The sequence below is a fragment of the Marinobacter pelagius genome (assembly GCF_900114925.1).
In the GTDB taxonomy this organism is placed as follows: Bacteria; Pseudomonadota; Gammaproteobacteria; order Pseudomonadales; family Oleiphilaceae; genus Marinobacter; species Marinobacter pelagius.
In genome coordinates, this window is sequence record NZ_FOUR01000001.1 from 416,043 (window position 1) to 436,849 (window position 20,807).

At 58.4% G+C, this 20,807-nt stretch carries 21 protein-coding genes and 1 pseudogene; 10 read left to right on the forward strand and 12 right to left on the reverse strand.

All coding sequences use genetic code 11. The features are described 5' to 3' along the window. The first annotated feature begins 126 nt into the window (after positions 1-126). From BM254_RS01845 to BM254_RS01870, 6 genes are all read left to right on the forward strand, one after another. On the forward strand, positions 127-1,296 hold the full coding sequence (locus BM254_RS01845; RefSeq protein WP_091997987.1) for an acyl-CoA dehydrogenase: 1,170 nt from the start codon (positions 127-129) through the stop codon (positions 1,294-1,296). Positions 1,297-1,326: 30 nt separating this feature from the next. After that, complete coding sequence (locus BM254_RS01850; RefSeq protein WP_091997989.1) at positions 1,327-2,523, forward strand: acyl-CoA dehydrogenase family protein; 1,197 nt, start codon at positions 1,327-1,329, stop codon at positions 2,521-2,523. Between the two features lie 10 nt (positions 2,524-2,533). Continuing rightward, positions 2,534-3,676, forward strand: a complete 1,143-nt coding sequence (locus tag BM254_RS01855) for an acyl-CoA dehydrogenase family protein (protein ID WP_091997991.1) — start codon at positions 2,534-2,536, stop codon at positions 3,674-3,676. A gap of 130 nt (positions 3,677-3,806) precedes the next feature. After that, on the forward strand, positions 3,807-4,553 hold the full coding sequence (locus BM254_RS01860; RefSeq protein WP_091997994.1) for a class II aldolase/adducin family protein: 747 nt from the start codon (positions 3,807-3,809) through the stop codon (positions 4,551-4,553). Between the two features lie 32 nt (positions 4,554-4,585). Further along, entirely contained in the window at positions 4,586-5,041 is a 456-nt protein-coding gene (locus tag BM254_RS01865) for a MaoC family dehydratase (RefSeq protein WP_091997996.1), read from the forward strand. A gap of 143 nt (positions 5,042-5,184) precedes the next feature. Then, positions 5,185-5,496: a site-specific integrase gene (locus BM254_RS01870; RefSeq protein WP_091997999.1), complete on the forward strand. Its 312-nt coding sequence runs from the start codon at positions 5,185-5,187 to the stop codon at positions 5,494-5,496. 11 nt (positions 5,497-5,507) lie between these two features. Here BM254_RS01870 and BM254_RS01875 read toward each other — a convergent pair whose 3' ends face one another. After that, entirely contained in the window at positions 5,508-5,978 is a 471-nt protein-coding gene (locus tag BM254_RS01875) for a hypothetical protein (RefSeq protein ID WP_091998002.1), read from the reverse strand. A 113-nt stretch (positions 5,979-6,091) separates the two neighbouring features. Further along, a complete protein-coding gene (gene greB, locus BM254_RS01880) occupies positions 6,092-6,607 on the reverse strand; it encodes a transcription elongation factor GreB (protein WP_091998004.1) in 516 nt (171 codons plus the stop codon). 289 nt (positions 6,608-6,896) lie between these two features. On the opposite strand from greB, the gene BM254_RS01885 reads away from it, so the two are divergent. Further along, positions 6,897-7,178 carry a hypothetical protein gene (locus tag BM254_RS01885; protein ID WP_091998005.1) on the forward strand — a complete coding sequence of 94 codons (282 nt, stop codon included), beginning with the start codon at positions 6,897-6,899 and terminating at the stop codon, positions 7,176-7,178. Here the strand turns inward: BM254_RS01885 and BM254_RS01890 are convergent, their stop codons facing one another. From BM254_RS01890 to ftsY, 8 genes are all read right to left on the reverse strand, one after another. Then, positions 7,179-8,657, reverse strand: a complete 1,479-nt coding sequence (locus BM254_RS01890) for a HAMP domain-containing sensor histidine kinase (protein ID WP_091998007.1) — start codon at positions 8,655-8,657, stop codon at positions 7,179-7,181. Further along, positions 8,644-9,324: a winged helix-turn-helix domain-containing protein gene (locus BM254_RS01895; protein WP_091998009.1), complete on the reverse strand. Its 681-nt coding sequence runs from the start codon at positions 9,322-9,324 to the stop codon at positions 8,644-8,646. Before BM254_RS01895 ends, BM254_RS01890 begins: the two co-directional genes overlap by 14 nt. Before the next feature lie 103 nt (positions 9,325-9,427). Continuing rightward, positions 9,428-10,207 carry a hydroxypyruvate isomerase gene (hyi, locus tag BM254_RS01900; protein WP_091998010.1) on the reverse strand — a complete coding sequence of 260 codons (780 nt, stop codon included), beginning with the start codon at positions 10,205-10,207 and terminating at the stop codon, positions 9,428-9,430. Between the two features lie 5 nt (positions 10,208-10,212). Further along, positions 10,213-11,124: an NAD(P)-dependent oxidoreductase gene (locus BM254_RS01905; RefSeq protein WP_091998012.1), complete on the reverse strand. Its 912-nt coding sequence runs from the start codon at positions 11,122-11,124 to the stop codon at positions 10,213-10,215. Positions 11,125-11,362: 238 nt separating this feature from the next. Continuing rightward, positions 11,363-12,223: an RNA polymerase sigma factor RpoH gene (gene rpoH, locus BM254_RS01910; RefSeq protein WP_091998014.1), complete on the reverse strand. Its 861-nt coding sequence runs from the start codon at positions 12,221-12,223 to the stop codon at positions 11,363-11,365. Between the two features lie 206 nt (positions 12,224-12,429). Beyond that, positions 12,430-13,434 (reverse strand): permease-like cell division protein FtsX, encoded by a 1,005-nt coding sequence (gene ftsX, locus BM254_RS01915; RefSeq protein WP_091998015.1) that lies wholly within the window; start codon positions 13,432-13,434, stop codon positions 12,430-12,432. After that, complete coding sequence (gene ftsE / locus BM254_RS01920) at positions 13,424-14,125, reverse strand: cell division ATP-binding protein FtsE (RefSeq protein WP_091998017.1); 702 nt, start codon at positions 14,123-14,125, stop codon at positions 13,424-13,426. Before ftsE ends, ftsX begins: the two co-directional genes overlap by 11 nt. A 31-nt stretch (positions 14,126-14,156) precedes the next feature. Further along, positions 14,157-15,362, reverse strand: a complete 1,206-nt coding sequence (gene ftsY / locus BM254_RS01925; protein ID WP_091998019.1) for a signal recognition particle-docking protein FtsY — start codon at positions 15,360-15,362, stop codon at positions 14,157-14,159. A 161-nt stretch (positions 15,363-15,523) separates the two neighbouring features. Between ftsY and rsmD the strand changes: the two genes are divergently transcribed. Continuing rightward, positions 15,524-16,162, forward strand: a complete 639-nt coding sequence (gene rsmD / locus BM254_RS01930; RefSeq protein WP_091998021.1) for a 16S rRNA (guanine(966)-N(2))-methyltransferase RsmD — start codon at positions 15,524-15,526, stop codon at positions 16,160-16,162. Positions 16,163-16,317: 155 nt separating this feature from the next. Here the strand turns inward: rsmD and BM254_RS17850 are convergent. Beyond that, positions 16,318-16,509, reverse strand: a pseudogene (locus BM254_RS17850) (type VI secretion IcmF C-terminal domain-containing protein); the annotation flags it as partial. A gap of 978 nt (positions 16,510-17,487) precedes the next feature. Between BM254_RS17850 and BM254_RS01945 the strand changes: the two are divergent. Then, entirely contained in the window at positions 17,488-18,495 is a 1,008-nt protein-coding gene (locus BM254_RS01945; RefSeq protein ID WP_091998025.1) for a lipid A deacylase LpxR family protein, read from the forward strand. Between the two features lie 810 nt (positions 18,496-19,305). Next, a complete protein-coding gene (locus BM254_RS01950) occupies positions 19,306-19,659 on the forward strand; it encodes a hypothetical protein (RefSeq protein ID WP_091998027.1) in 354 nt (117 codons plus the stop codon). Positions 19,660-19,688: 29 nt separating this feature from the next. On the opposite strand, the gene BM254_RS01955 is transcribed toward BM254_RS01950, so the two are convergent. After that, positions 19,689-20,807: an ABC transporter permease gene (locus BM254_RS01955; protein ID WP_091998029.1), complete on the reverse strand. Its 1,119-nt coding sequence runs from the start codon at positions 20,805-20,807 to the stop codon at positions 19,689-19,691.

Below are 20,807 nucleotides of genomic sequence, written 5' to 3' on the forward strand. Positions count from 1 at the left end.
ATACCCGGATTAGTCTTTTGCCATTCATTTACAAAACTGTGTTTCGCTAAACGAAACTATATTAACACACAACGCCGGGAAATCTCATGATCGGGCTTCCCGCTCATTGCCTGCAGGAGAATACGAATGGCTTCCGCACCCTGGAATGACCTGCTGAATTTCGACGCACAACTGGACGAGACCGAGCGTCAGGTCCGCGACAGTATCCGCAGTTTCTGTGACCAGCAGCTGATGCCGGGCATCATCGAAGCCAACCGGCACGAGAAATTCGATCGCAACATCTTCAACCAGATGGGTGAACTGGGCATGCTCGGCGCCACCCTGCCGGAAGAATATGGCGGCCCGGGTCTGAACCATGTCTGCTATGGCCTGATCGCCCGGGAAGTGGAGCGTGTGGATTCCGCCTACCGTTCAGCCCTGAGTGTGCAGTCTTCCCTGGTTATGTACCCGATCTTCTCCTACGGCAAGGAAGCACTGAAGCAGCGCATCCTGCCCAAGCTGGCTTCCGGGGAATACGTGGGCTGCTTCGGCCTGACCGAACCCAACCATGGTTCCGATCCCGGCGGCATGGAAACCCGTGCGAAAAAAGTCGACGGCGGTTATCTGCTGAGTGGTTCCAAGACCTGGATCACCAACTCACCCATTGCCGACATCTGCGTGGTCTGGGCCAAGCTGGACGGCAATGTGAACGGCTTTGTCATCGAACGGGAAGGTGCCAAGGGACTGGACACCCCGAAGATCCAGGGCAAGTTCTCCCTGCGGGCTTCCGACACCGGCTCCATCTTCATGGATGAGGTGTTCGTGCCCGAGGAAAACCGTCTGGAAGTGGAAGGCCTGAAAGGCCCGCTGAGCTGCCTGAACAAGGCCCGGTTCGGCATCAGCTGGGGCGCCCTGGGCGCGGCGGAATTCTGCTGGCACGCCGCCCGCAACTACACTCTCGAGCGCAAGCAGTTCGGCAAGCCCCTGGCCGCCAACCAGCTGATCCAGAAAAAGCTGGTGGATATGCAGACCGAGATCACCATCGGCTTGCAATCGGTGCTTCAGCTGGGTCGCATGATGGACGCCGGCATTGCCACTCCGGATGCGGTGTCACTGCTAAAGCGCAATAATTGCGGCAAGGCCCTGGACATCGCCCGGGTTTCCCGGGACATGCACGGCGGCAACGGCATTGCCGACGAGTACCACGTCATCCGCCACGTCATGAATCTTGAGGCGGTGAATACCTACGAGGGCACCCACGATGTGCATGCCCTGATTCTTGGCCGGGGCCAGACCGGGATTCAGGCTTTCAGCTGACTTAGAGATCAACGCGAACGAGGTTTTCCCATGAACATGAACTACACGGCCGAGGAACTGGCCTTCCGTGACGAAGTGCGCGCGTTCCTGGATGAGAAGTTACCGGCGGATATCGCCGCCAAGGTGAAAGGTTTCCGGCGGCTGTCCAAAGAGGACCATCAGCGCTGGCAGAAAATTCTGAGCGAACAGGGCTGGTACGCCACTCACTGGCCGGAAGAATACGGCGGTGTGAAATGGACCCCGGTTCAGAAGCACATCTGGGATGAAGAATCCTGCCGGTATGGGGTACCTCGCTCCATTCCCTTCGGCGTCAACATGGTCGCCCCGGTGATCATCAAGTTCGGCACTGAAGAGCAGAAACAGAAGTATCTGCCCCGCATCCTCAGTGGTGAGGACTGGTGGTGCCAGGGTTACTCCGAGCCCGGCGCCGGCTCTGACCTGGCGTCCCTGAAAACCCGCGCCGTACGCGAGGGTGACCATTACATCGTCAACGGCCAGAAGACCTGGACCACCCTCGGTCAGCACGCCAACATGATTTTCTGCCTGGTGCGCACCAATACCGAGGTAAAAGCCCAGGAGGGTATCTCCTTCCTGCTGATCGACATGAACACGCCGGGCATCACCGTGCGGCCGATCATTACCCTCGATGGCGAGCACGAAGTGAACGAGGTGTTCTTCGAGGACGTGAAAGTGCCGGCGGAAAACCTGGTGGGCGAGGAAGACAAGGGCTGGACCTACGCCAAGTATCTGCTCACCTACGAGCGCACCGGTCTTGCCGGTATCGGTCTGTCCAAGGCGGCCCTGCAGCACCTCAAGGAACTGGCCTCGCGCCGCCTGAAGAACGGCAAGCCGCTGATCGAGGATACTGCCTTCAGCCAACGCATTGCCCAGGTGGAAATTGACCTGATGGCAGCGGCGATCAGCAACCTGCGTATCGTTGCCTCGGTCGAGGGCGGTGGTATGCCCGGGGCGGAGAGCTCCATGCTCAAGGTCCGCGGTACCGAGATCCGTCAGGCCATCAATGATCTGGCCCGCCGGGCCATCGGCCCCTACGCGATCCCGTTCGTGGAAGAAGAGCTGGACCTGGACTACGACGGCGACTTCCTCTCGGACAAGAACGCCGCCCCGTTGGCAGCCCAGTACTTCAACAACCGCAAGCTGTCGATTTTCGGCGGGTCCAACGAGATCCAGAAGAACATCGTGTCGAAAATGATTCTCGGGCTTTAAGGAGGCGACCATGGATTTCCGACTCAACGAAGAGCAACAGATGTTGCAGGACACCGTGGCCCGCCTGGTACGCGGTGAGTACAGTTTTGAAAAACGCCTGGAGTACAGCGAATCCGAGCTGGGCTTCAGTGCGGATTTCTGGAAACAGCTGGGTGAGCTGGGCCTCACTGCCGTGCCCTTCCCCGAGGAGCTGGGCGGCTTTGGCGGCAGCGGCGTGGAAGTACAGAGTGTGATGACCGAACTGGGTCGTGGCCTGTGTATCGAACCCTACCTGCAATCGATTGTCCTGGGCGGCGGCCTGATCAGCCAGGCCGGTAATGACCAGCAGAAAGAGCAGTGGCTCGGCGGTATCGCCAGCGGCGAAACCCGTGCGGCTGTGGGTTTGCAGGAGCCCCAGAGCTTCTACGATCTGAACGATGTGGAAACCCGCGCCGAAAAATCCGGTGGCAACTATGTCCTGAACGGCCGTAAGGCCGTGGTCATTGGCGGTCATTGCGCGGATGTACTGGTGGTCTCGGCCCGCACATCCGGCGACAGCCGGGATGCCGACGGCATCAGCCTCTTCCTGGTACCCGCCGATGCCGAAGGGCTCGAGCGTCGCACCTACCCGACCATCGACGGTGCCAAGGGCTGCGACCTGTTCCTCAACAATGTCACCGTTGGCGCAGAGGCATTGCTGGGCGAGGAAGGCCAGGGAGCCGGAGTTATCGAGTACCAGGCCGGTCGCGCTATCGCTGCCCTGTGTGGCGAGGCTGTAGGCGTGATGGAGGTAGCCTGTGATCTGACCCTGGAGTACCTGAAGCAGCGCAAGCAGTTCGGTGTGCCCATTGGCCGGTTCCAGGTTTTGCAGCACCGCATGGTGGACATGATGTCGGAACTGGAGCAGGCCCGTTCCATGGCCATCCTGGCGGCCAGCGTGGCCGATGAACCCCAGAGCGACGAACGGCGCCGGATTCTGGCCGCAGCCAAGAACGTGATCGGTCGCAGTGGCCAGTTCATTTCCGAACAGGGCATTCAGTCCCACGGCGGTATCGGCATGACCTGGGAATACAACTTTGCCCATTACGCCAAACGCCTGATCATGATCAACCACCAGCTCGGCGATGACGATTTCCACCTGGAGCGTTACGCCACCCTGTTACAGGCCAGCTAACCCCTTCTTAAGTGAGCCTGGGGCCTCTTGCCAGTCAGAGGCCTTTTCGGGGGTGGCCCAACAGCCATCCCCTTTTTTGTTTCCGGGCAGCGGCCTGCGTGCCTGCTGTCCTCTTTCAGAGGTGATAACCATGACAACAGACACCGCAGACCTGAAAAAAGCCGAATGGAAGGTGAGAACCGAACTGGCAGCCGCCTACCGGCTGGTTGCCCTGTTTGGCTGGGACGACCTGGTCTTTACCCACCTGTCCGCTCGGGTACCCGGCCCCGACCATCATTTCCTGATCAACCCTTACGGCCTGCTGTTCCACGAAATCACTGCCTCCTCACTGGTGAAAGTCGATCAGAATGGCGAGGTGGTGGAGTCCGGCAGTATCAGCCGCATCAATCCGGCCGGGTTCACCATTCACAGCGCCGTCCATATGGGGCGGGAGGATGCCGGGGCCGTCATGCACCTGCACGCCGCCGATGGCGTCGCCGTCTCGGCCCACCGGGACGGACTGCTGCCGTTGAGCCAGACCGCCATGCTGTGCCTGGAGCACCTGAGTTATCACGAATACGAGGGTGTTGCCCTGAATCTGGATGAACGGGAGCGCCTGATCCGGGACCTGGGCGACAAATCGATGATGCTCCTGCGCAACCACGGCGTACTGACCGCCGGCAAGGATGTGCCCGAGACCTTCACCTACCTGTATTTCCTGATGAAGGCCTGCGAGATCCAGGTCAAGGCCCAAAGCTGCGGACCGGTCCATCTGCCCTCGGACCAGGCAATCCGGACGACCGCCGATCAGTCCCAGTCCCTGGGTATGGCCGCCAGGCTGACCTGGCCGGCACTGGTGCGCCTGCTGGACAGCAAGAACCCCGGCTACGGCGTGTGATGCCTTCGCCAACCGACTGCCAGGAGAATCCCATGGTTTCAATCGCGATCAACGACCTGGAGAACTACAAGGGCGTGGTCATCGGCCATAGCCCCTGGACCACCATCAGCCAGGACATGATCAACGCGTTTGCCGATGCCACCGGCGATCACCAGTGGATCCACGTGGATGTCGAGCGGGCGAAGCGTGAGTCGCCCTGGAAAAGCCCGGTGGCTCACGGCTACCTCACCGCATCCCTGATCCCCATGCTCAACAGCCAGACCCTGAAGGTCACCGGAACCTCCGCCACAATCAACTATGGCCTGGACAAGCTGAGGTTCCCGGCAGCAGTGAAGGCGGGAGCGGAAATCCGCAGCAAGGTGGAACTGAAGGACCTGACACAGGTTGACGACAAACGAGTGCTGGCGACCTACCGCACCACCATCGAAATCCGCGGTGAGGACAAACCCGCCTGCGTCGCTGACAACCTCGCCATGTACGTGATCTGAGTAAAACCGGTCTGGGCTGCTTGCCTTCCAGGCCGTAACAGGGTGCTTACAAACCGTAAAAGGAAAATTTTGCGACGTTCAAAAGATTGTCATAAGATGCGTCCAACATAACAACAACGATCCCAAGCGGAAGAGTTTTACCCATGACAATCACCCAGGCACTGGAGCAATCCCAGCCGGACCTCGTCCGTCGTCTGACCGCTGCCATCCGGGAGCAACAGCTCAACCAACGCGCAGAACAAACCTACCTGCACTGGATTACCCGTTTCGTGCTGTTCCACGATTCCAAGGACCCCGAGGCCCTGGAAAGCGAGGATCAACAACAGTTTCTGAGCTATCTCAGCGAGGGCATGCGGGTGTCCCGGGCGCGTCTCAACCAGGCCAGGCAGGCACTGGCGTTCTTCTACGAGAAGGTGCTCGGCAAATCCGAACTGAGCGGTGTCGTAGCCGCCTGAACGATCACTTCTCAGCGTTCGATCAGGTTGGTGTTGAGCGTGTCGTAGGTGCGGTTTTCCGGTGGCCGGATCACGTAGTTGTTGCTGTGGGTCTGGCCTGGCACGGACTTGGGATTACTGAAACGGATATCCACCGGAATCTCCGAACGCCCCAGGTCGGTTCGCTCATCCCGGGGCTGCAGGGCTAAAGGGTCCAGATAGAAGTCATCCTCGGACCGGGGCTTCACCGCCACGCCTTCGGCCGGCGCTGCCAGCCCCCCTTCGACAACCGTGTTGGCCAGGGCGTCCTCCTCGATCGAACGCAGGGGGATGGTATCGATGGTAGAGCGTTCCTCGTAGATGAAAGCTTCCCCGTTCTCGCCCGAGGATTCGTCCTCAGACTGAGCCAGCGCAGGGCCCGACACTGCAGCAAACACCAGTAATCCCGCCAGCAACCCGGTGCGCCAGTGAAAAATGCGAACGTCCAGACCCTGAAAAACCATTTCCGTAACCCCGTCAGACCACCCTGTCCCGGTCACATGATGTGACAATTTTTGAACAGTCTAGCGACATATCACAAAGGATGCCGGATCAGTCGACGGGAATGTGACACCCTTCACTTGTCTTCCGGGGCCGATCCGTAATGGATCCCGGTGATGAACACCGACTTGAACCCTTCCGGGGTGCGCACGCTGACTTCGTCGTCCAGATGCTTGCCAATCAGGGCCCGGGCCATGGGCGAGTTGATGCTGAGATAGCCCTTGTCGAGATCGAACTCGTCGGCACCCACCAGCCGGAAGGTCTGCTCCTTGCCATCCTCATCCTCAATGGTCACCCAGGCGCCGAAGAAGACCTTGTCCCGCTGCTCCGGAAGCCGATCGACAACGGTGACCTCCTCCAGGCGCTTGCTGAGAAAGCGGACCCGCCGGTCGATCTCCCGCAGCTGCTTCTTGCCATAGATATACTCGGCGTTTTCCGAACGATCGCCGAGGGCAGCGGCCTCGCGCACGGCCTGAGTCACCTGCGGGCGCTTCTCCTTCCACAGGTATTGCAGCTCTTTGCGGAGCGCCTGCTCGCCCTCTGGCGTGATATAGCGCGGCCGGGCACCGCCATTACCGGATGCCTGATTCATTTGGGTGTGATTCCTTTGTTGCACTGGCCCGGGAAACGGCCATAAAAAAACCCCGTAAGAACGGGGTTAAGGCTAGCGCTGTGCTGGAGGGAGAAGCAAGCGGTTGCTACCGCTCCTTCCTGTCTACAATACCCATTCTCCACACATCACATTACCCCGCTGTGGCCAGCGAATTACCTTTTTGACAGGCTTTGACCCGGTCCAAATTAGGTTGCACAGCCTAGAGCAACGGCGTTAGCGTTCGGGTAATAGCATTCTCGATCGATTGGATACTGACGGAGATCCGACCATGAACACACAGAAACTCATGCAGCTGGCGCTCAACGGCGTCGACACGCTGGGTTACCGGCTCGATCAGCTGGGCGTGACCAGCAAGATCAATCGCCACAACCTGGCCGCTTTCCTGTTCGCCGAACAGAAGCACTGGGAAGGCGAGTGGGACAGCATCCAGGCGAAGGTGGACCGCCGGCGCTCCCAGTTCGAGCACCTGGCCCATAACGTTGAGAACCGGGCGGATGCCGTGATTGGTCCGGTCCGTGACCGCTTCAACCGGTTCCGCGCCAGCGAGTAATCAGTGGCCTGACGTTTCTGCCGGTGCCTTGGTTTCCGCACCGGCAGCTTCCCCCGATTCTGCCTGGGTCGCCTTGATCCGTTTCCGGGCAGCGGTGAACGCGGGCATCCGGACCGTTACGGTCAGCCCCGGTGATTCCTCTCCCGGGTAGGTATCACTCAGAACGATCCGCCCCTGGTGGATCTCTGCCACCGCGCTGACCAGGCTCAGGCCGAGACCATTACCGGGCAGTGACCGGCTCTTGCCGACCCGGTAGAAACGCTGGAATACCTGATCCTTTTCATCATCGGGAATACCGATACCGCTGTCCTGGACCTCGAAGATAGCCTCATTGCCTTCACGTCTGACCACAATACCGATCCGGCCTTTCTCCGGCGTGTACTTGATAGCGTTATCAATCAGGTTACTGACCATCTGGAACAGCAGGTCCCGATCCCCCTCGATCATCACGCCCTTGGCCAGGGACTGCTCGAAGTTCTGCTCCTTGTCTTCCGCCAGCGCTTCGTAGAGTTCGCAGGCATCGGACACGAGTTCATCCAGGGAGACCGCTTTCATGTCCGCAGCATTGCCCCGAGTTTCCAGACGGGCAATCCGCAGCAGGGCGTTGAAGGTAGCCAGTAACTGGTCCGCCTCGGCGACCGCCTGACCGACATGCTCCCTCGCCTCGTCGTCATTCACCGTGATCAGGGTGTTTTCCAGCTGGTTGCGAAGTCGCGTGAGTGGCGTCCTCAGGTCATGGGCAATGCTGTCGGAGACGTGACGAATGCCTTCCATCAGGTACACGATCCGGTCCAGCATCTGGTTGAGGTTTTCCGCCAGCTGGTCAAAGTCGTCGTCGGTACCCCGGGTGGGTATGCGCAGGGACAGGTGACCGTTCATGATCCGCCGGGAAGTATTGTTGATTACCTCGATCCGCCGGGTGGTGCTGCGACTCATCAGGAAACCGCCGAGCAGGGCCAGAGCCAGGGTGATGCCCATACCCCAGTTGATGGCGGTTTCGATCACCCGCTTGAGATTGGTGAGTTCATCCACATCCCGGCCGACGAGCAGGCGCAACCCGCCCTGGACCTCGAAAATCCGGGCGCGGGCAAGCCGCTCGGGACCGGTCCAGCCAACGGATTCGTTCAGGGTGAAATTGATCCAGCCGCTTTCCGAACGGCTGCCTTCCGGCCAGGCCTCGATGTTGCCGGCCAGCTTGAGGAAGTCGTCGGTGGTCAGCAGATAGATGGATTTGGCGTTGGGGTCCCGGGCAACCCGCTCCCGGATGATGGTGATCAGGCCATTTACACCCCGGCCCCGGTACTGCTCCGCCAGGCCGGCGATTTCCGCCTCGATGGTCTGATCGGTCTGGGCAGTCATGAAGCCTGCTGTACGCCAATAGATGAAGGCCAGTAACAGGAATACCGAGGTGGCAAAAACCACCATGTACAGCAGGGCGAGCTGGAAAGTAGAGGTTCTGAGCTGACTAAGCAGTTTCACGCAGCATGTATCCTGCACCCCGGATGGTTTGCAGCAAGGGTGTATCGAATTCCTTGTCGATCTTGGCGCGCAGGCGGCTGATGTGAACGTCGATCACGTTGGTCTGGGGGTCGAAGTGATAGTCCCAGACTTTCTCGAGCAGCATGGTCCGGGTCACCACCTGCCCGGCATTACGCATCAGGTATTCCAGCAACCGGAATTCCCGCGGCTGCACGTCAATATTCTTGCCGGCACGTTTAACGGTGCGTGCGAGCAGATCCATCTCCAGATCCGCGACCCGAAGTACCGTCTCGGTCTCGGCGGCCTGGCGATGACGGCGAATCAGCGACTCGATCCGGGCCAGCAGTTCGGTAAACGAGAACGGCTTGGTCAGGTAGTCATCACCGCCTCCACGCAAACCTTCGACGCGGTCATCCACATCGCCCAGGGCGCTGAGAATGAGCACCGGGGTCTGGTTGCCAGTGGCACGGACGGTCTTGATGATGGACAGCCCATCCATCCCCGGCAGCATCCGGTCGACGATCATGATGTCGTAATCTTCACTGGCCGCCATCATCATGCCTTCCTTACCATCGGCGGCATGATCCACAACGAAATCGGATTCTTTCAGTCCCTTTACCAGGTAATTGGCTACGTCCTTATCATCTTCGATTACCAGTGCTTTCACCGGTTCCCCTCCTGATAGCGGATAACATTAACTGTAAGGTTACGGAGAAGTCCGAAAGCCGGCCAGTTACGATCTTGTAAGAGGGTGTCGCCTAAGGCGACGGTCACGACTGCCCCGAGAACCACCCCAGCGACGCCTCCGTGTTACCGGAAGGCCGGTACTCCGCACCTACCCAGCCATCGTAGTCCAGCCGATCAATGGCCGCGAAAACATTCGAAAAGTTAATCTCTCCGGTGCCAGGCTCGTTTCGACCCGGATTGTCGGCGAACTGGATGTGGCCAATCCACGGCAGCAGGCACTCCATGGTCCGGATCAGATCGCCCTCCATGATCTGCATATGGTAAAGATCGTACTGAAGGCGCACGTTGTCCATTTCCACTTCCTCGATCAGAGCCAGCACCTTGCCCGAGGTGTCCAGAAAGAACCCGGGCATGTCGACCCGGGAATTGATGGCCTCCAGGCACAGCGTGATCCCCTCGGCATCCAGCCGTTCAGCCGCGTAGCGGACATTGGCAACCAGGGTCTTCCACGCCGTTTCCTCGTCGAGATCCGCAGGCTTGAGCCCCGCCAGGCAATTCACCTGCCGGCAACCCAGCTCCCGGGCATACTCGATCGCCCGGTCGACACCTTCCCGGAATTCATCCACCCGGTCCGGCAGGCAGGCAATGCCCCGCTCACCGGCATCCCAGTCTCCCGGCGGCAGATTGAACAGTACCTGGGTCAGGTTGTTGACCTCCAGCTCCCGGGCAATGTCCTGTGCCGGCCAGGCGTAGGGAAACAGATACTCCACACCCTCAAAGCCGGCCTCCCGGGCCCTGGCAAAACGCGCAATGAAATCCACTTCGTTAAACAGCATCGACAGATTCGCGGAAAAACGGGGCATAGCACTTACTCCTTGGGGCCTCGGCCAAGAGAACCCATCAGGGTTCCGTTCAGGTGTTCCAGTTCCAGCAGCAGACCGCTGTGGTCGACATCACTGTGGCCATTGGCCACCAGCGACAGATACTCATTATGCACCTGCTGGGACAGCGGCAGCGTCAGCCCTTCTGCCCGCGCCTCATCCAGAATCATGCGCAGGTCCTTGAGCTGAATCCTCGACGGCGCGCCCGGTGCAAAATCCCGGTCAATCATCCGCTGCCCATGCAGCTCCAGAATCCGGCTACCGGCAAAGCCACCCATCAGCGCCTCCCGAACCGCCGCCGGATCAGCGCCACCTTTGGCAGCCAGCAGCAACGCCTCGGACACCGCTCCGATGGTGATCCCCACAATCGCCTGATTGGCCAGCTTGGCCAGTTGCCCGGCACCCACCGGGCCGATACGGGTGCACTTGCCCATGGCCTCGAACACCGGCCGCGCCCGATCAATATCCGCCTCCGAGCCACCGGCCATGATACTCAACCGCGCCTCGGCCGCACCCACGGTACCACCGGAAACCGGCGCATCCACGTAACCGGCGCCCTGCTCCCGCGCCAGCTCGGCATGTCGCCGAGCCAGAGACGGCTGAACCGAACTCATATCGATCACCAGCGCGCCGGACTTCACGTTATCCATCGCCCCCTGCCCGACCAGCACGTCCTCAACTACGTCACCGTTCTCCAGCATAGTGATCACAATGTCCGCCTCGCGAACCGCGTCGGCCGGCGTTTCGGCAATCGTCGCCTCCCCGGCAAACGGCTCACACTTACTGGTGGTCCTATTCCACAACGTCATCGGAAAACCCGCGTCCAGCAGATTCCGTGTCATGGGAGCGCCCATCAGGCCAATACCAAGGAAAGCAATATGGGGATAGTTTGAGGTCATGATCTGTTGGCCTTCACATCAAATGTACGAGAAGCGATCGGGTGGCTCTTGCCAAAACTGTGCGGAGCCATGGATGGCGGAGCCCAAGCGTCACAGGGACGTGCCGCAAGGAGCGTGTTTTGGCAAGAGCCACCCGATCGCTTCCTCCCGCAAATATAAGGTCTACCGATTATACAAACAAAAACGCCACCAACCGCGAACGGTGGTGGCGTTTTTTCAATCGCTTGGCGGAACCCGATCAGGCCGCTTCAGCCATCTTCACTTTGATCTTCTTCATGGCATTCTTCTCAAGCTGGCGAATCCGCTCCGCAGAAACCCCATACTTGTCCGCCAATTCATGCAATGTGGACTTGCTCTCGGACAACCAGCGTTCCCGCAGAATGTCCTGACTACGCTCATCCAGGCTTTCCAGCGCATGCATCAGGCGACCATTGGAATCCTCGGACCAGTCCGCGTTCTCCAGCTGGGTTGCCGGATCACTGCGGCGATCTTCCAGGTAGTACGCCGGCGCCTGGTAGGCGTTGTCGTCATCATCGTCCATCGGACCGTCAAAGGCCGTATCCTGGGAAGCCAGCCGGCCCTCCATTTCACGAACCACCCGCGGCTCCACACCCAGATCTGCCGCCACCGCATGCAGCTCGTCATGGCTGAGCCATGCCAGCTTCTTCTTCCGGCTGCGCAGGTTGAAGAACAGCTTGCGCTGGGCCTTGGTGGTGGCCACCTTCACGATCCGCCAGTTACGCAGAATAAACTCGTGAATCTCGGCCTTGATCCAGTGTACCGCGAAGGAAACCAGGCGCACCCCGTATTCCGGGTTGAAGCGCTTGACTGCCTTCATCAGCCCGACATTGCCTTCCTGGATCAGGTCAGCCTGGGCCAGCCCGTAGCCGGAATAGCTGCGGGCAATGTGAATCACAAAACGAAGATGAGAGAGTACAAGCTGACGAGCGGCTTCCACGTCGCCTTCATAATGGAGCCGTTCCGCCAGCTCCTTTTCCTCGTCCGCTGAGAGCACTGGGATGCGACTCGCAGCCTGAATATAAGACTCGAGATTGGCACCCGGAACCAGTCTGTCAACCAGTTGTAAACTCGTACCCATTCAGTTACCTCCGAACCTGACGACCTTTAAATATAGCAACTAAAAATTAGACCGCCAAGAACTTGATAAGTTCCCGAACTCTCCAGTAAAACGTTTTAAATCAACTACCTGGAAAATTCACTGTTGCTTTCGCTGATTCTCAAACTACGCCAGCGCAAGCTATGTTTTCAATACGGTATTCCCGCGACCCGGATCACCGTTCCGGATCATCCACCGGCAATATCGCCGGGTTCTATGTCATCCAGATGACGCTTCACCGCAACCCATGCGCCAAGCCAGCCTAGCAGCATTGCCACAATAATCAACGCCAGTACTCCATCAAGGCCAAGACCGACCAGGGTAAAGTCACTCCGGTACAGCCCGGCCAGCCGCTCGATCGGGCCGCTGAGCCACCAGAGAGACAGCTGCAGCAGAATCCAGGCGACAACACCGCCACCGAGACCATACCAGGCACCGGTATAGAGAAAGGGCCGGCGAACGAAGGCGTCGGTGCCGCCAACCAGCTTGGCCACCAGGATTTCATCGCGGCGGCTCTCGATCGCGAGCCTCACTGTGTTACCTATGACCAGAATCACTGCCGCTGCCAGCAGGATCGCCAGCGCCCAGACCGCCCGGGCAAGCAAGTCCGTCATGGCATTGAGCCGTTGCAGCCAGCCCAGGTCGACCTGGACCCGCTCAACCCCTTCCAGGCCCCGGACAAACGTGACCAGCGCCTCCACCCCGGTCGCTGAGCGGCTACGCTCGTCCGGCGTGATCAGCAGGGTGTGTGGCAGGGGATTCTCTTCCAGGTAGTCCAGGGCATCTTCCAGGCCCGAATTGGCACGGAACTCCGCCAGCGCCTGCTCCCGGTCCACCAGTTCAATGTCTGAAATGCGGCTGTCGGTGCGGATCTCGTCCACCAGGCCCCGGGCGTCCTCAAGCGGCACCTCCAGCTGGAGATACGCGGTTACCCGGGCGCTGCTCTCCCAGCCGGCACTTACGCCCTGCAAACTCGTCAGCAACAGCAGCAGTGCCACCGGCAACGCCAGGGCGACCCCCATGACCGTCCAGGTCATCCCGGTTCCTACCGGTGTCTTCCACAAACGGCGCGCACTGTCCTTCGCCACCTTGCGGTGGTGGTCGAAGTAACTGCGGGCCTGCTCCTTCCAGGGGGAACGCCCCGTCTTGGCACCCCGGGCAGTATCGGCTTTCCGGCGTGAGTCAGTGGCCACTGACACCTCCCGCGGCACCCTGCAGGGGTGAGCTGCCGCCGGCAATCAGGCGGCCGTGGTCCAGCGTGAGGGTCCGGCGGTCCATTTCATTCACCAGACCAATGTCGTGGGTGGCGATCAGTACAGTCACGCCCACCTGGCTGAACCGGGTAAACAAATTCATGATGTCGGCGGAAAGCTCCGGATCCAGGTTACCGGTGGGCTCATCCGCCAGCAGCACCGGGGGTTTGTTCACCACCGCACGGGCAATACCGACCCGTTGCTGCTCACCGCCGGACAGCTGCATCGGGTTCATCTTTTCCTTGTTGAGCAGGCCCACCTTGTCCAGCGCGGCGCGCACGCGGCGGCCGATATCCCGGGGCGATGCGCCCATCACCTCCAGGGGCATGGCCACGTTGTCGAAGACGGTGCGGTCGAACAACAACTGATGGTTCTGGAACACCACACCGATATGGCGGCGGATGTAGGGAATCTGCCGGCGCGGCAGCCGGTTGAGCAGCTGGCCACCGACCACCACTTCCCCGGCACTGGGGCGCTCCATCACCATGATGAGCTTGAGCAGGGTACTCTTGCCGGCCCCGGAGTGGCCGGTCAGGAAGGCCAGTTCACCCCGGTTCAGGCTGAAATTGACCTGCGCCAGCGCCGTGTGGTCGCTGTCATAGCGTTTGGTGACCTGGCGAAATTCGATCATCGGTGACTACTGCTCCGGGTAGAACGCGGCCTCAGTCAAACAGCGCGTCGACAAAGGTCTCGGCATCGAAACTGCGCAGGTCATCGGCCTGCTCGCCCACACCTATAAAGCGGATCGGCAACTGCAACTGACGGGCAATGGCGAATACGATACCGCCTTTTGCTGTGCCGTCCAGTTTCGTCAGGGTAATGCCGGATACACCCACCGCCTGCTGGAACACCTGGGCCTGGCTCAGGGCATTCTGGCCGGTGCCGGCGTCCAGCACCAACATCACTTCGTGGGGCGCGGATTCGTCCAGCTTCTTCATGACCCGAACGACCTTGGCCAGCTCGTTCATCAGGTTTTCCTTGTTCTGGAGACGACCGGCGGTATCGGCAATGACCACATCCGTGCCACGGGACTGGGCCGACTGGATCGCATCGAAGATCACCGAGGCGCTGTCGGAACCGGTTTCCTGGGCCACAACCGGCACGTTATTGCGCTCGCCCCAGACCTGCAGCTGCTCGACCGCAGCCGCCCGGAAGGTATCGCCGGCGGCCAGCATGACCGACTTGCCTTCGGCCTGGAACTTCTTGGAGAGTTTGCCGATGGTGGTGGTCTTGCCCACGCCGTTCACACCGACCATGAGAATCACATAGGGCTTCTTGCCCGCATCGATCTCCAGGGGCTTGGTGACATCCTTCAGCAGGCCGTGCAACTCATCCCGCAAGGCCTTGCGCAGCGCCTCACCGTCCTTGAGCTGGTTGCGCTCGAGCTTGTCGGTCAGCGAATCGATGATTTCGGAGGTGGCGGTCACACCGACATCGGCCATCAGCAGCGTGGTCTCGATTTCCTCGAGCAGATCCTCGTCAATCTTCTTGCCGACAGAGAACAGGTCCGCAAGACCACCGGTCAGACTGGCGCGGGTCTTACCAAGGCCCTGCTTGATCCGCTCGAACACACTGACCTGGGGCTCGGGTTCCGGCGCAGGCTCTGGCACTGCTTCCGGAGCGGGCGCTTCGACGGGCTTCTCTTTCGCAGGTGCTTCGGCAGGGGCTTCCGGTGCAGCCGGGGCTTCGGCTTCGGGGGCTTCTTTCGCCTCGGGCTCTTCGGCCGGGGCCGGCCCTCTGGCCACCTCCGGCTTGCGCTGGGGAACGGGCTTGGGCCGGGGTACCCGCTTGCGGTTACCGGCAACATCCACCACAAAGAAGAGCACAAGAAGGGCCAAAAGGCCGATTGAAATCCACTCTGCCGTCATAGTTCTACCATCTGTCTGGAAATGGGCGGGCGAAAACAAAGCCGACATTCTAGCAGACTGCCAGGTTTAAGTGAGGGGCCGCCGGGTTATCCAAAGGGGCACCGCTTTCCGGTACCATAACGTCGCACTGATTCACCTCCCCAGCACTCCGGAGCACCCCCATGGCGCAACGCAGAACAGCCCGCCGCAAACCCGGCTCACCATCCCGGAAACCCGACGCCCAAAGCGGCAGCGGCGAACTGCGAATCATCGGCGGCGACTGGCGCAGCCGGAAACTCCGCTTTCCCGATGCCGGCGGCGTGCGCCCCACCCCGGCCCGCACCCGGGAAACCCTGTTCAACTGGCTGAACTACCACATAGCGGGAGCGGACTGCCTGGACCTGTTCGCCGGCTCCGGCGCCCTCGGGCTGGAAGCCCTGTCCCGCGGTGCCGGTGCCGCGACCCTGGTGGACCACACCCCGGCCCTGGCCAAGGCCCTGCGGGATAACCTGCGCCTGCTGAAATCGGACAAAGGCGACGTAGTCTGCCAGGGCGTGGAAACCTACCTGGCCCACCGCCAGCGCCCACCCTTCGACATCATCTTCATGGACCCGCCCTTCCGACAGGGCTGGCTGGATCGGCTGTTTCGGCTGCTGGAGTCCCAGCAATGGATCAAACCCGGAGGCTGGGTGTATGTCGAGCATGAGAGCGAACTGCCAACGCCGGCGGTTCCGTCAGGCTGGCAACTGCACCGGCAGAAAACCGCCGGACAGGTGAGTTATTGCCTGTTTCGGGTGCCAAAGGACGCAGATGGGGAGTAAAGCTGGGGTCTGAAGAAAGCCTTCTTCTGACCCCGACTTGGGTCGCGAGCTATGGGTGTGAAGATGGGGTCAGATGAACGCTTTCATCTGACCCCTGCCTGGACTGCAAACTGCGGGATAAGCTGAGCCCCAGGCCTTCGTCCACCCCCGCCCAATCAATAGAGACTTCGCGGTATCCGATACCCCGCCAGCAGCTGTTGAGTGAAGGGATTGGTATTACTGCCGGCATGCAGGCGGTACTTCATTTCCCCATCGTCGACACGGAACCTCACATCCACCGCATTACTGCTCACCCCGGTAATGTCTGCTTTGCCCAACAACCGGAACAGGGCCCAGGGACCGCTTTCGACCCAACTGATCTGGTGGTCCAGCTCATTGAAGATCCTAATCGAGAATTCTGTGATCGACGCCCTGAAAATCGAAGCTTATTGAGTTAACTTTATTCTTGAGCCAACAATGCGTTGATTGAGCTCACCGGCCGGCAAGGATGCCAGGCAAACGCGACACCTGCCGAGTGGTGTGACGCGCCAGGGAGAGGCCTGGCTTCATCTCCCTTTTATCCACCGAAATAGTAACTAGTATTTAATCCCCCAGAACGCGCTATTCTGGCCAGCAATTTATTGTTCGGTGAGGTCGCAAAGCGGACATTCAGAGTAGCCGAACAACAGCCTCGCCGCATTGGACACTTCTTAGCACAGCGGATCATTGCTCCGTGAACTTACGATTATCACATTCATCATTTAATCATCACTCCAATCCAGTCAAAAAAGAGAAAAGCCACATCAGAGTCATGCACCTCACATTTCATCGTGTGTTGGCACCGGTAAAAGAATGGCCTCCGGTAGCTTGATCATAGATAGTGGGTGATAGGACTGCTTGTAACTGCCCACTCTTTCTTTTCGCAGATATTTAATGACCCCCTTTTGCTCTACATCCCTTTCTTCCTCGGGCGCTACCGGACCGTGGTTGGTTTTCCCAAATACAGACTTAAGCGGAAACTTCATCTTATTTGTTGTTTTTTGGCGAACCACAATAGCCAAAGAAATCTTTGGTTCTAAAATCTTGCAGCAGATATATACTCCTGCCTATCAGACCGATACCTCGTTCAGTGATGAGGACCTGATAGCCATGCAAGCTATCTTGGCGAGGGAGGTCGCCCAGTACCAAAAATAATGTTCTTCAATCCTGTTAGGTGAAATAGCCAAGAATTCTTGCTCAGACCTTCAAAGGCACTGAGGGTTTCCGACGAAGATCATGGCTTTCCATTCAGCTCGGCAGGAAAGAGAATAGCTTGCTCACTGACTGGATGGGGCTTCGCTACTCGAATGGTATATCTTGTTTTTTCGGTGCGCGCGCCTGTAAAGGCGCTATTGCTAATAGCGCCTTTACCCTTCTGCGCCCACGCAGATACCTTCAACCTCTCATGGGACAACGACCTACTTCTGGGCCTTGATCAGGGCTATACCAATGGTTTGCGCTTGTCATATCTCACTTCGTCATCCAAAGACCCAGATGCCACAACTTCTCGGTTATCCCGAGCGATGGGGCAATGGCTGGATGCGGTTCCGGGCATTGATCCAGAAGCCCAGGAGCAGGCGGTTTCATTCAGTCTTCGGCAGCTGATGGTTACTCCTGATGACATTTCGCAAGAGCAACCCAATCCCAATGACCTTCCCTATGCAGGTTACCTTTTACTGAGCACTACTGTCTGGAGTTGGGACGCGGACCGTATTACGGGCTACGGGGCTCATGTGGGCTTAGTAGGTCCGGAAAGCGGGGCGGAAGCCTCCCAAAAGTGGGTTCACAAACTAACCGGAAGTGAAGAACCCAGGGGCTGGGATTTCCAACTCGGCACAAATGTGGTCGGCGGCCTACAGAGCACGCATGCTCAAAAGGTGTGGCGTAGCGGTCGCAAAGGGGAATTGGAACAGGAGCTTGCTTGGGTCGGTTCGGCCATGATTTCCAGCCTTCGATCTCATACCAGGATCGGCTGTATTTGGCGAACAGGCAAATATCTACCACCGAATTTTGTACCCGATTACGCCGGAACTTCCAGCACAGTCGGACTTCCGGCAACATTTAATAATGCAGGGACGGGCTGGTCCGTTTTTATCGGCCTGGGACTCGAATATGTTCCCTATTCCAATCTGAAAGATAACGCCGGTCCCTACCGCTTCGAGGAAAATCTCATGCTGGCTCAGATCGGTATCGGTGCAACCCGGCAATGGCAAAGTCTCCAGGCGGCCCTGATCCTCAGAGCCACGACAGGGGAAGAACAATCGGACAAAGAGAGCTTCAGCTTCGGCACTCTGTCTCTGACCTGGCGCTATTGAAGCGTGAGGTGAACAGTCGTGAAGTCGGGTCGCCTTCCAAGGGGTGGGGAGCTTTGGTTCGTGCCGCCTATCAATAAAAAGACTATTTCCTGGCTCTTTTTAAGCTTGCGCTTTTAGCTCCACCAGGATGTCCGCAAGCTCTTTGATGTTCCTCGCTATAGAATGAGGGAGCTATCTTCGCGAAGCGACCCAGGATTTCTTTGCAGACATGTTCTGATCGGGTGTCGGCGCCGCTTAAAAGCGAGATGAAATCATCCCCTCCAATATGGCCTATAAAGCCCGAACTCTGAGAGCTCTCGCTAAGGAGGTTGGCTAACGCCAATATCATCTAGGCACCGTGTGAGTATCCATAGACATCGTTGTCTGCCTTAAAATTGTTCAAATCGGAGTCAACAGAGCAGAACGCGTCGCTCGTCCCCAGCTTTGACCCCTGAGTTTCAGTTCATTTAAAACTGGAAAACTCGGCAAGATCTGGCGCTGAGCAGGAGATCATGCCATGAAGTGATCCCGTTACGCTGAAGAGCAGATTGCCTTCGTCCTGAAACAAGTCTAATTTGGTACACCGGTCCCGGAGAGAACTGTCGTGGGCTCGGCATTTCGGACGCAACGTTTGAAAGTGGCTGGCTTCACGACTTTTCAAACACTTAAAAAAGAACTATCAGCGGTTAGTGCACCGGCAAGCAGGTCAAAGTAGCAAAATTGGGCGGGTGATCTATACTTGAGTCCAAACATCTAGGAAGGGATATAAAAGTGAGAAAACTTATTAAGTTCAGTGCACTAGCCGTTCTTATTTCATCGTCAGGTGTCGTTATGGGTCAAGATGTTCTTGATGGGGAACAGATTCGTGATGCGCTGATAGGTAATACTCTGCAAGCCGACTATCGAGAAGACGGCAAGCGCCGACACACCTTCTACGAGTACTTTTCTGAAGACGGAAAAATCTACGGCCATGACAAGCGAGCCGAGCAGGCATCAGGCTATACCCGCTATCTCGGAACCTGGGAGGTGAAAGACGGGGAGTTCTGTACCAGCATCGGCTATGGCCACCGGGGCGGCTGTAGCGTCTTCGAGCAGGTCGACGAGGACACCTATGTGAGAAAGTTCGACGGTTTCGAAATTGATCGCGTAAAGATCCACGAAGGACGCTACCAACCTAAAATGTGATAAGAGAGGGGCAGCCAAAAAAGAGGTATTCATACAGACATATGACGCCGGAATAGCATCAGAGCTGCCCCGAAAAACACCGCTCCGATGGCAGTCAGAGCCAAAAACTGGGGCCACACCACATCAAGACCGGCACCACGGTACAGAATCCCCTGAGCCAGACTCACGAAGTGGGTTGTTGGAGCCAGCAGCATGATATCCTGAACGAGGTCCGGCATGCTCTCCCGGGGCGTAATACCGCCTGAGAGAAGCTGTAGCGGCAGTATGATGAGTATCAACAAAAGGCCAAACTGGGGCATGGTTCGCGCTACGGTGCCAACCAGAATGCCAATGGCCGTCGTAGAGAACAGGTGAATCAAGGCCCCGAAGAGAAACAGTAGAACAGACCCGGCAACGGGTACCTGAAGCCAACCCTGAATGACAACGGTCACCGATAGCGTGGCCGCAATCATTACCACCAGCGCATTGGCCCAGACTTTGGCCGCCATGATCTCGTAGGAGCGCAGCGGCATCACCATCAGATGCTCTATAGTGCCGTGTTCCCGCTCCCGGATCAGGGCGGCACCGGTCAGAATGATGCTGATCAGGGTAATTTCTGTAATCAGCTCCATCACTCCCCCGAACCAGGAGCCTTCGAGGTTGGGGTTAAAGCTTACCCGATTCACCAGATTAACCGGGAGCTCCGTTGAGCCACTGCCAAGCTCGATGAATTCCGCAACTTCGGTCATTACAAACGATTGAATATAGTTGGCCCCGATAAACGCCTGGGTCATTCGGGTTGCGTCGATATTCAGCTGCACACTGACCACGTCACCTTTGCGCACATCCCGCTCAAAGCCTTCAGGTATCACCAGGACGAAGGTATGTGACCCCCGGTCGAGCATGGTATCAATCTGGTCGTATCGAATCAGATCTGGCTTGAGAAACCAGGGCTGCTGGAACGACTGCATAATCCGTCCGGACAGTATGGTCTGATCTTCATCCACCACAGCCACGGGGGCATTGTTCAATTCCATGGATCCGGCCGAGCCCGCGGTATAGATAATCAGGGTGAATGCCAGCAGAACAAACACCATCAGTACTTTATCCCCCCAAAGACTGCGCAACTCTTTGAGGCCCAGATTCCAGATATTCGCCAGTGACTTCAT

Bases quoted from the DNA above. Each gene is read 5' to 3' on its own strand.
- BM254_RS01845 (WP_091997987.1), top strand. From the start codon at position 127: ATGGCTTCCGCACCCTGGAATGACCTGCTGAATTTCGACGCACAACTG.
- BM254_RS01850 (WP_091997989.1), top strand. From the start codon at position 1,327: ATGAACATGAACTACACGGCCGAGGAACTGGCCTTCCGTGACGAAGTG.
- BM254_RS01855 (WP_091997991.1), top strand. From the start codon at position 2,534: ATGGATTTCCGACTCAACGAAGAGCAACAGATGTTGCAGGACACCGTG.
- BM254_RS01860 (WP_091997994.1), top strand. From the start codon at position 3,807: ATGACAACAGACACCGCAGACCTGAAAAAAGCCGAATGGAAGGTGAGA.
- BM254_RS01865 (WP_091997996.1), top strand. From the start codon at position 4,586: ATGGTTTCAATCGCGATCAACGACCTGGAGAACTACAAGGGCGTGGTC.
- BM254_RS01870 (WP_091997999.1), top strand. From the start codon at position 5,185: ATGACAATCACCCAGGCACTGGAGCAATCCCAGCCGGACCTCGTCCGT.
- BM254_RS01875 (WP_091998002.1), bottom strand. From the start codon at position 5,978: ATGGTTTTTCAGGGTCTGGACGTTCGCATTTTTCACTGGCGCACCGGG.
- greB (WP_091998004.1), bottom strand. From the start codon at position 6,607: ATGAATCAGGCATCCGGTAATGGCGGTGCCCGGCCGCGCTATATCACG.
- BM254_RS01885 (WP_091998005.1), top strand. From the start codon at position 6,897: ATGAACACACAGAAACTCATGCAGCTGGCGCTCAACGGCGTCGACACG.
- hyi (WP_091998010.1), bottom strand. From the start codon at position 10,207: ATGCCCCGTTTTTCCGCGAATCTGTCGATGCTGTTTAACGAAGTGGAT.
- BM254_RS01905 (WP_091998012.1), bottom strand. From the start codon at position 11,124: ATGACCTCAAACTATCCCCATATTGCTTTCCTTGGTATTGGCCTGATG.
- rpoH (WP_091998014.1), bottom strand. From the start codon at position 12,223: ATGGGTACGAGTTTACAACTGGTTGACAGACTGGTTCCGGGTGCCAAT.
- ftsE (WP_091998017.1), bottom strand. From the start codon at position 14,125: ATGATCGAATTTCGCCAGGTCACCAAACGCTATGACAGCGACCACACG.
- ftsY (WP_091998019.1), bottom strand. From the start codon at position 15,362: ATGACGGCAGAGTGGATTTCAATCGGCCTTTTGGCCCTTCTTGTGCTC.
- rsmD (WP_091998021.1), top strand. From the start codon at position 15,524: ATGGCGCAACGCAGAACAGCCCGCCGCAAACCCGGCTCACCATCCCGG.
- BM254_RS01945 (WP_091998025.1), top strand. From the start codon at position 17,488: ATGGTATATCTTGTTTTTTCGGTGCGCGCGCCTGTAAAGGCGCTATTG.
- BM254_RS01950 (WP_091998027.1), top strand. From the start codon at position 19,306: ATGGGTCAAGATGTTCTTGATGGGGAACAGATTCGTGATGCGCTGATA.
- BM254_RS01955 (WP_091998029.1), bottom strand. From the start codon at position 20,807: ATGAAGTCACTGGCGAATATCTGGAATCTGGGCCTCAAAGAGTTGCGC.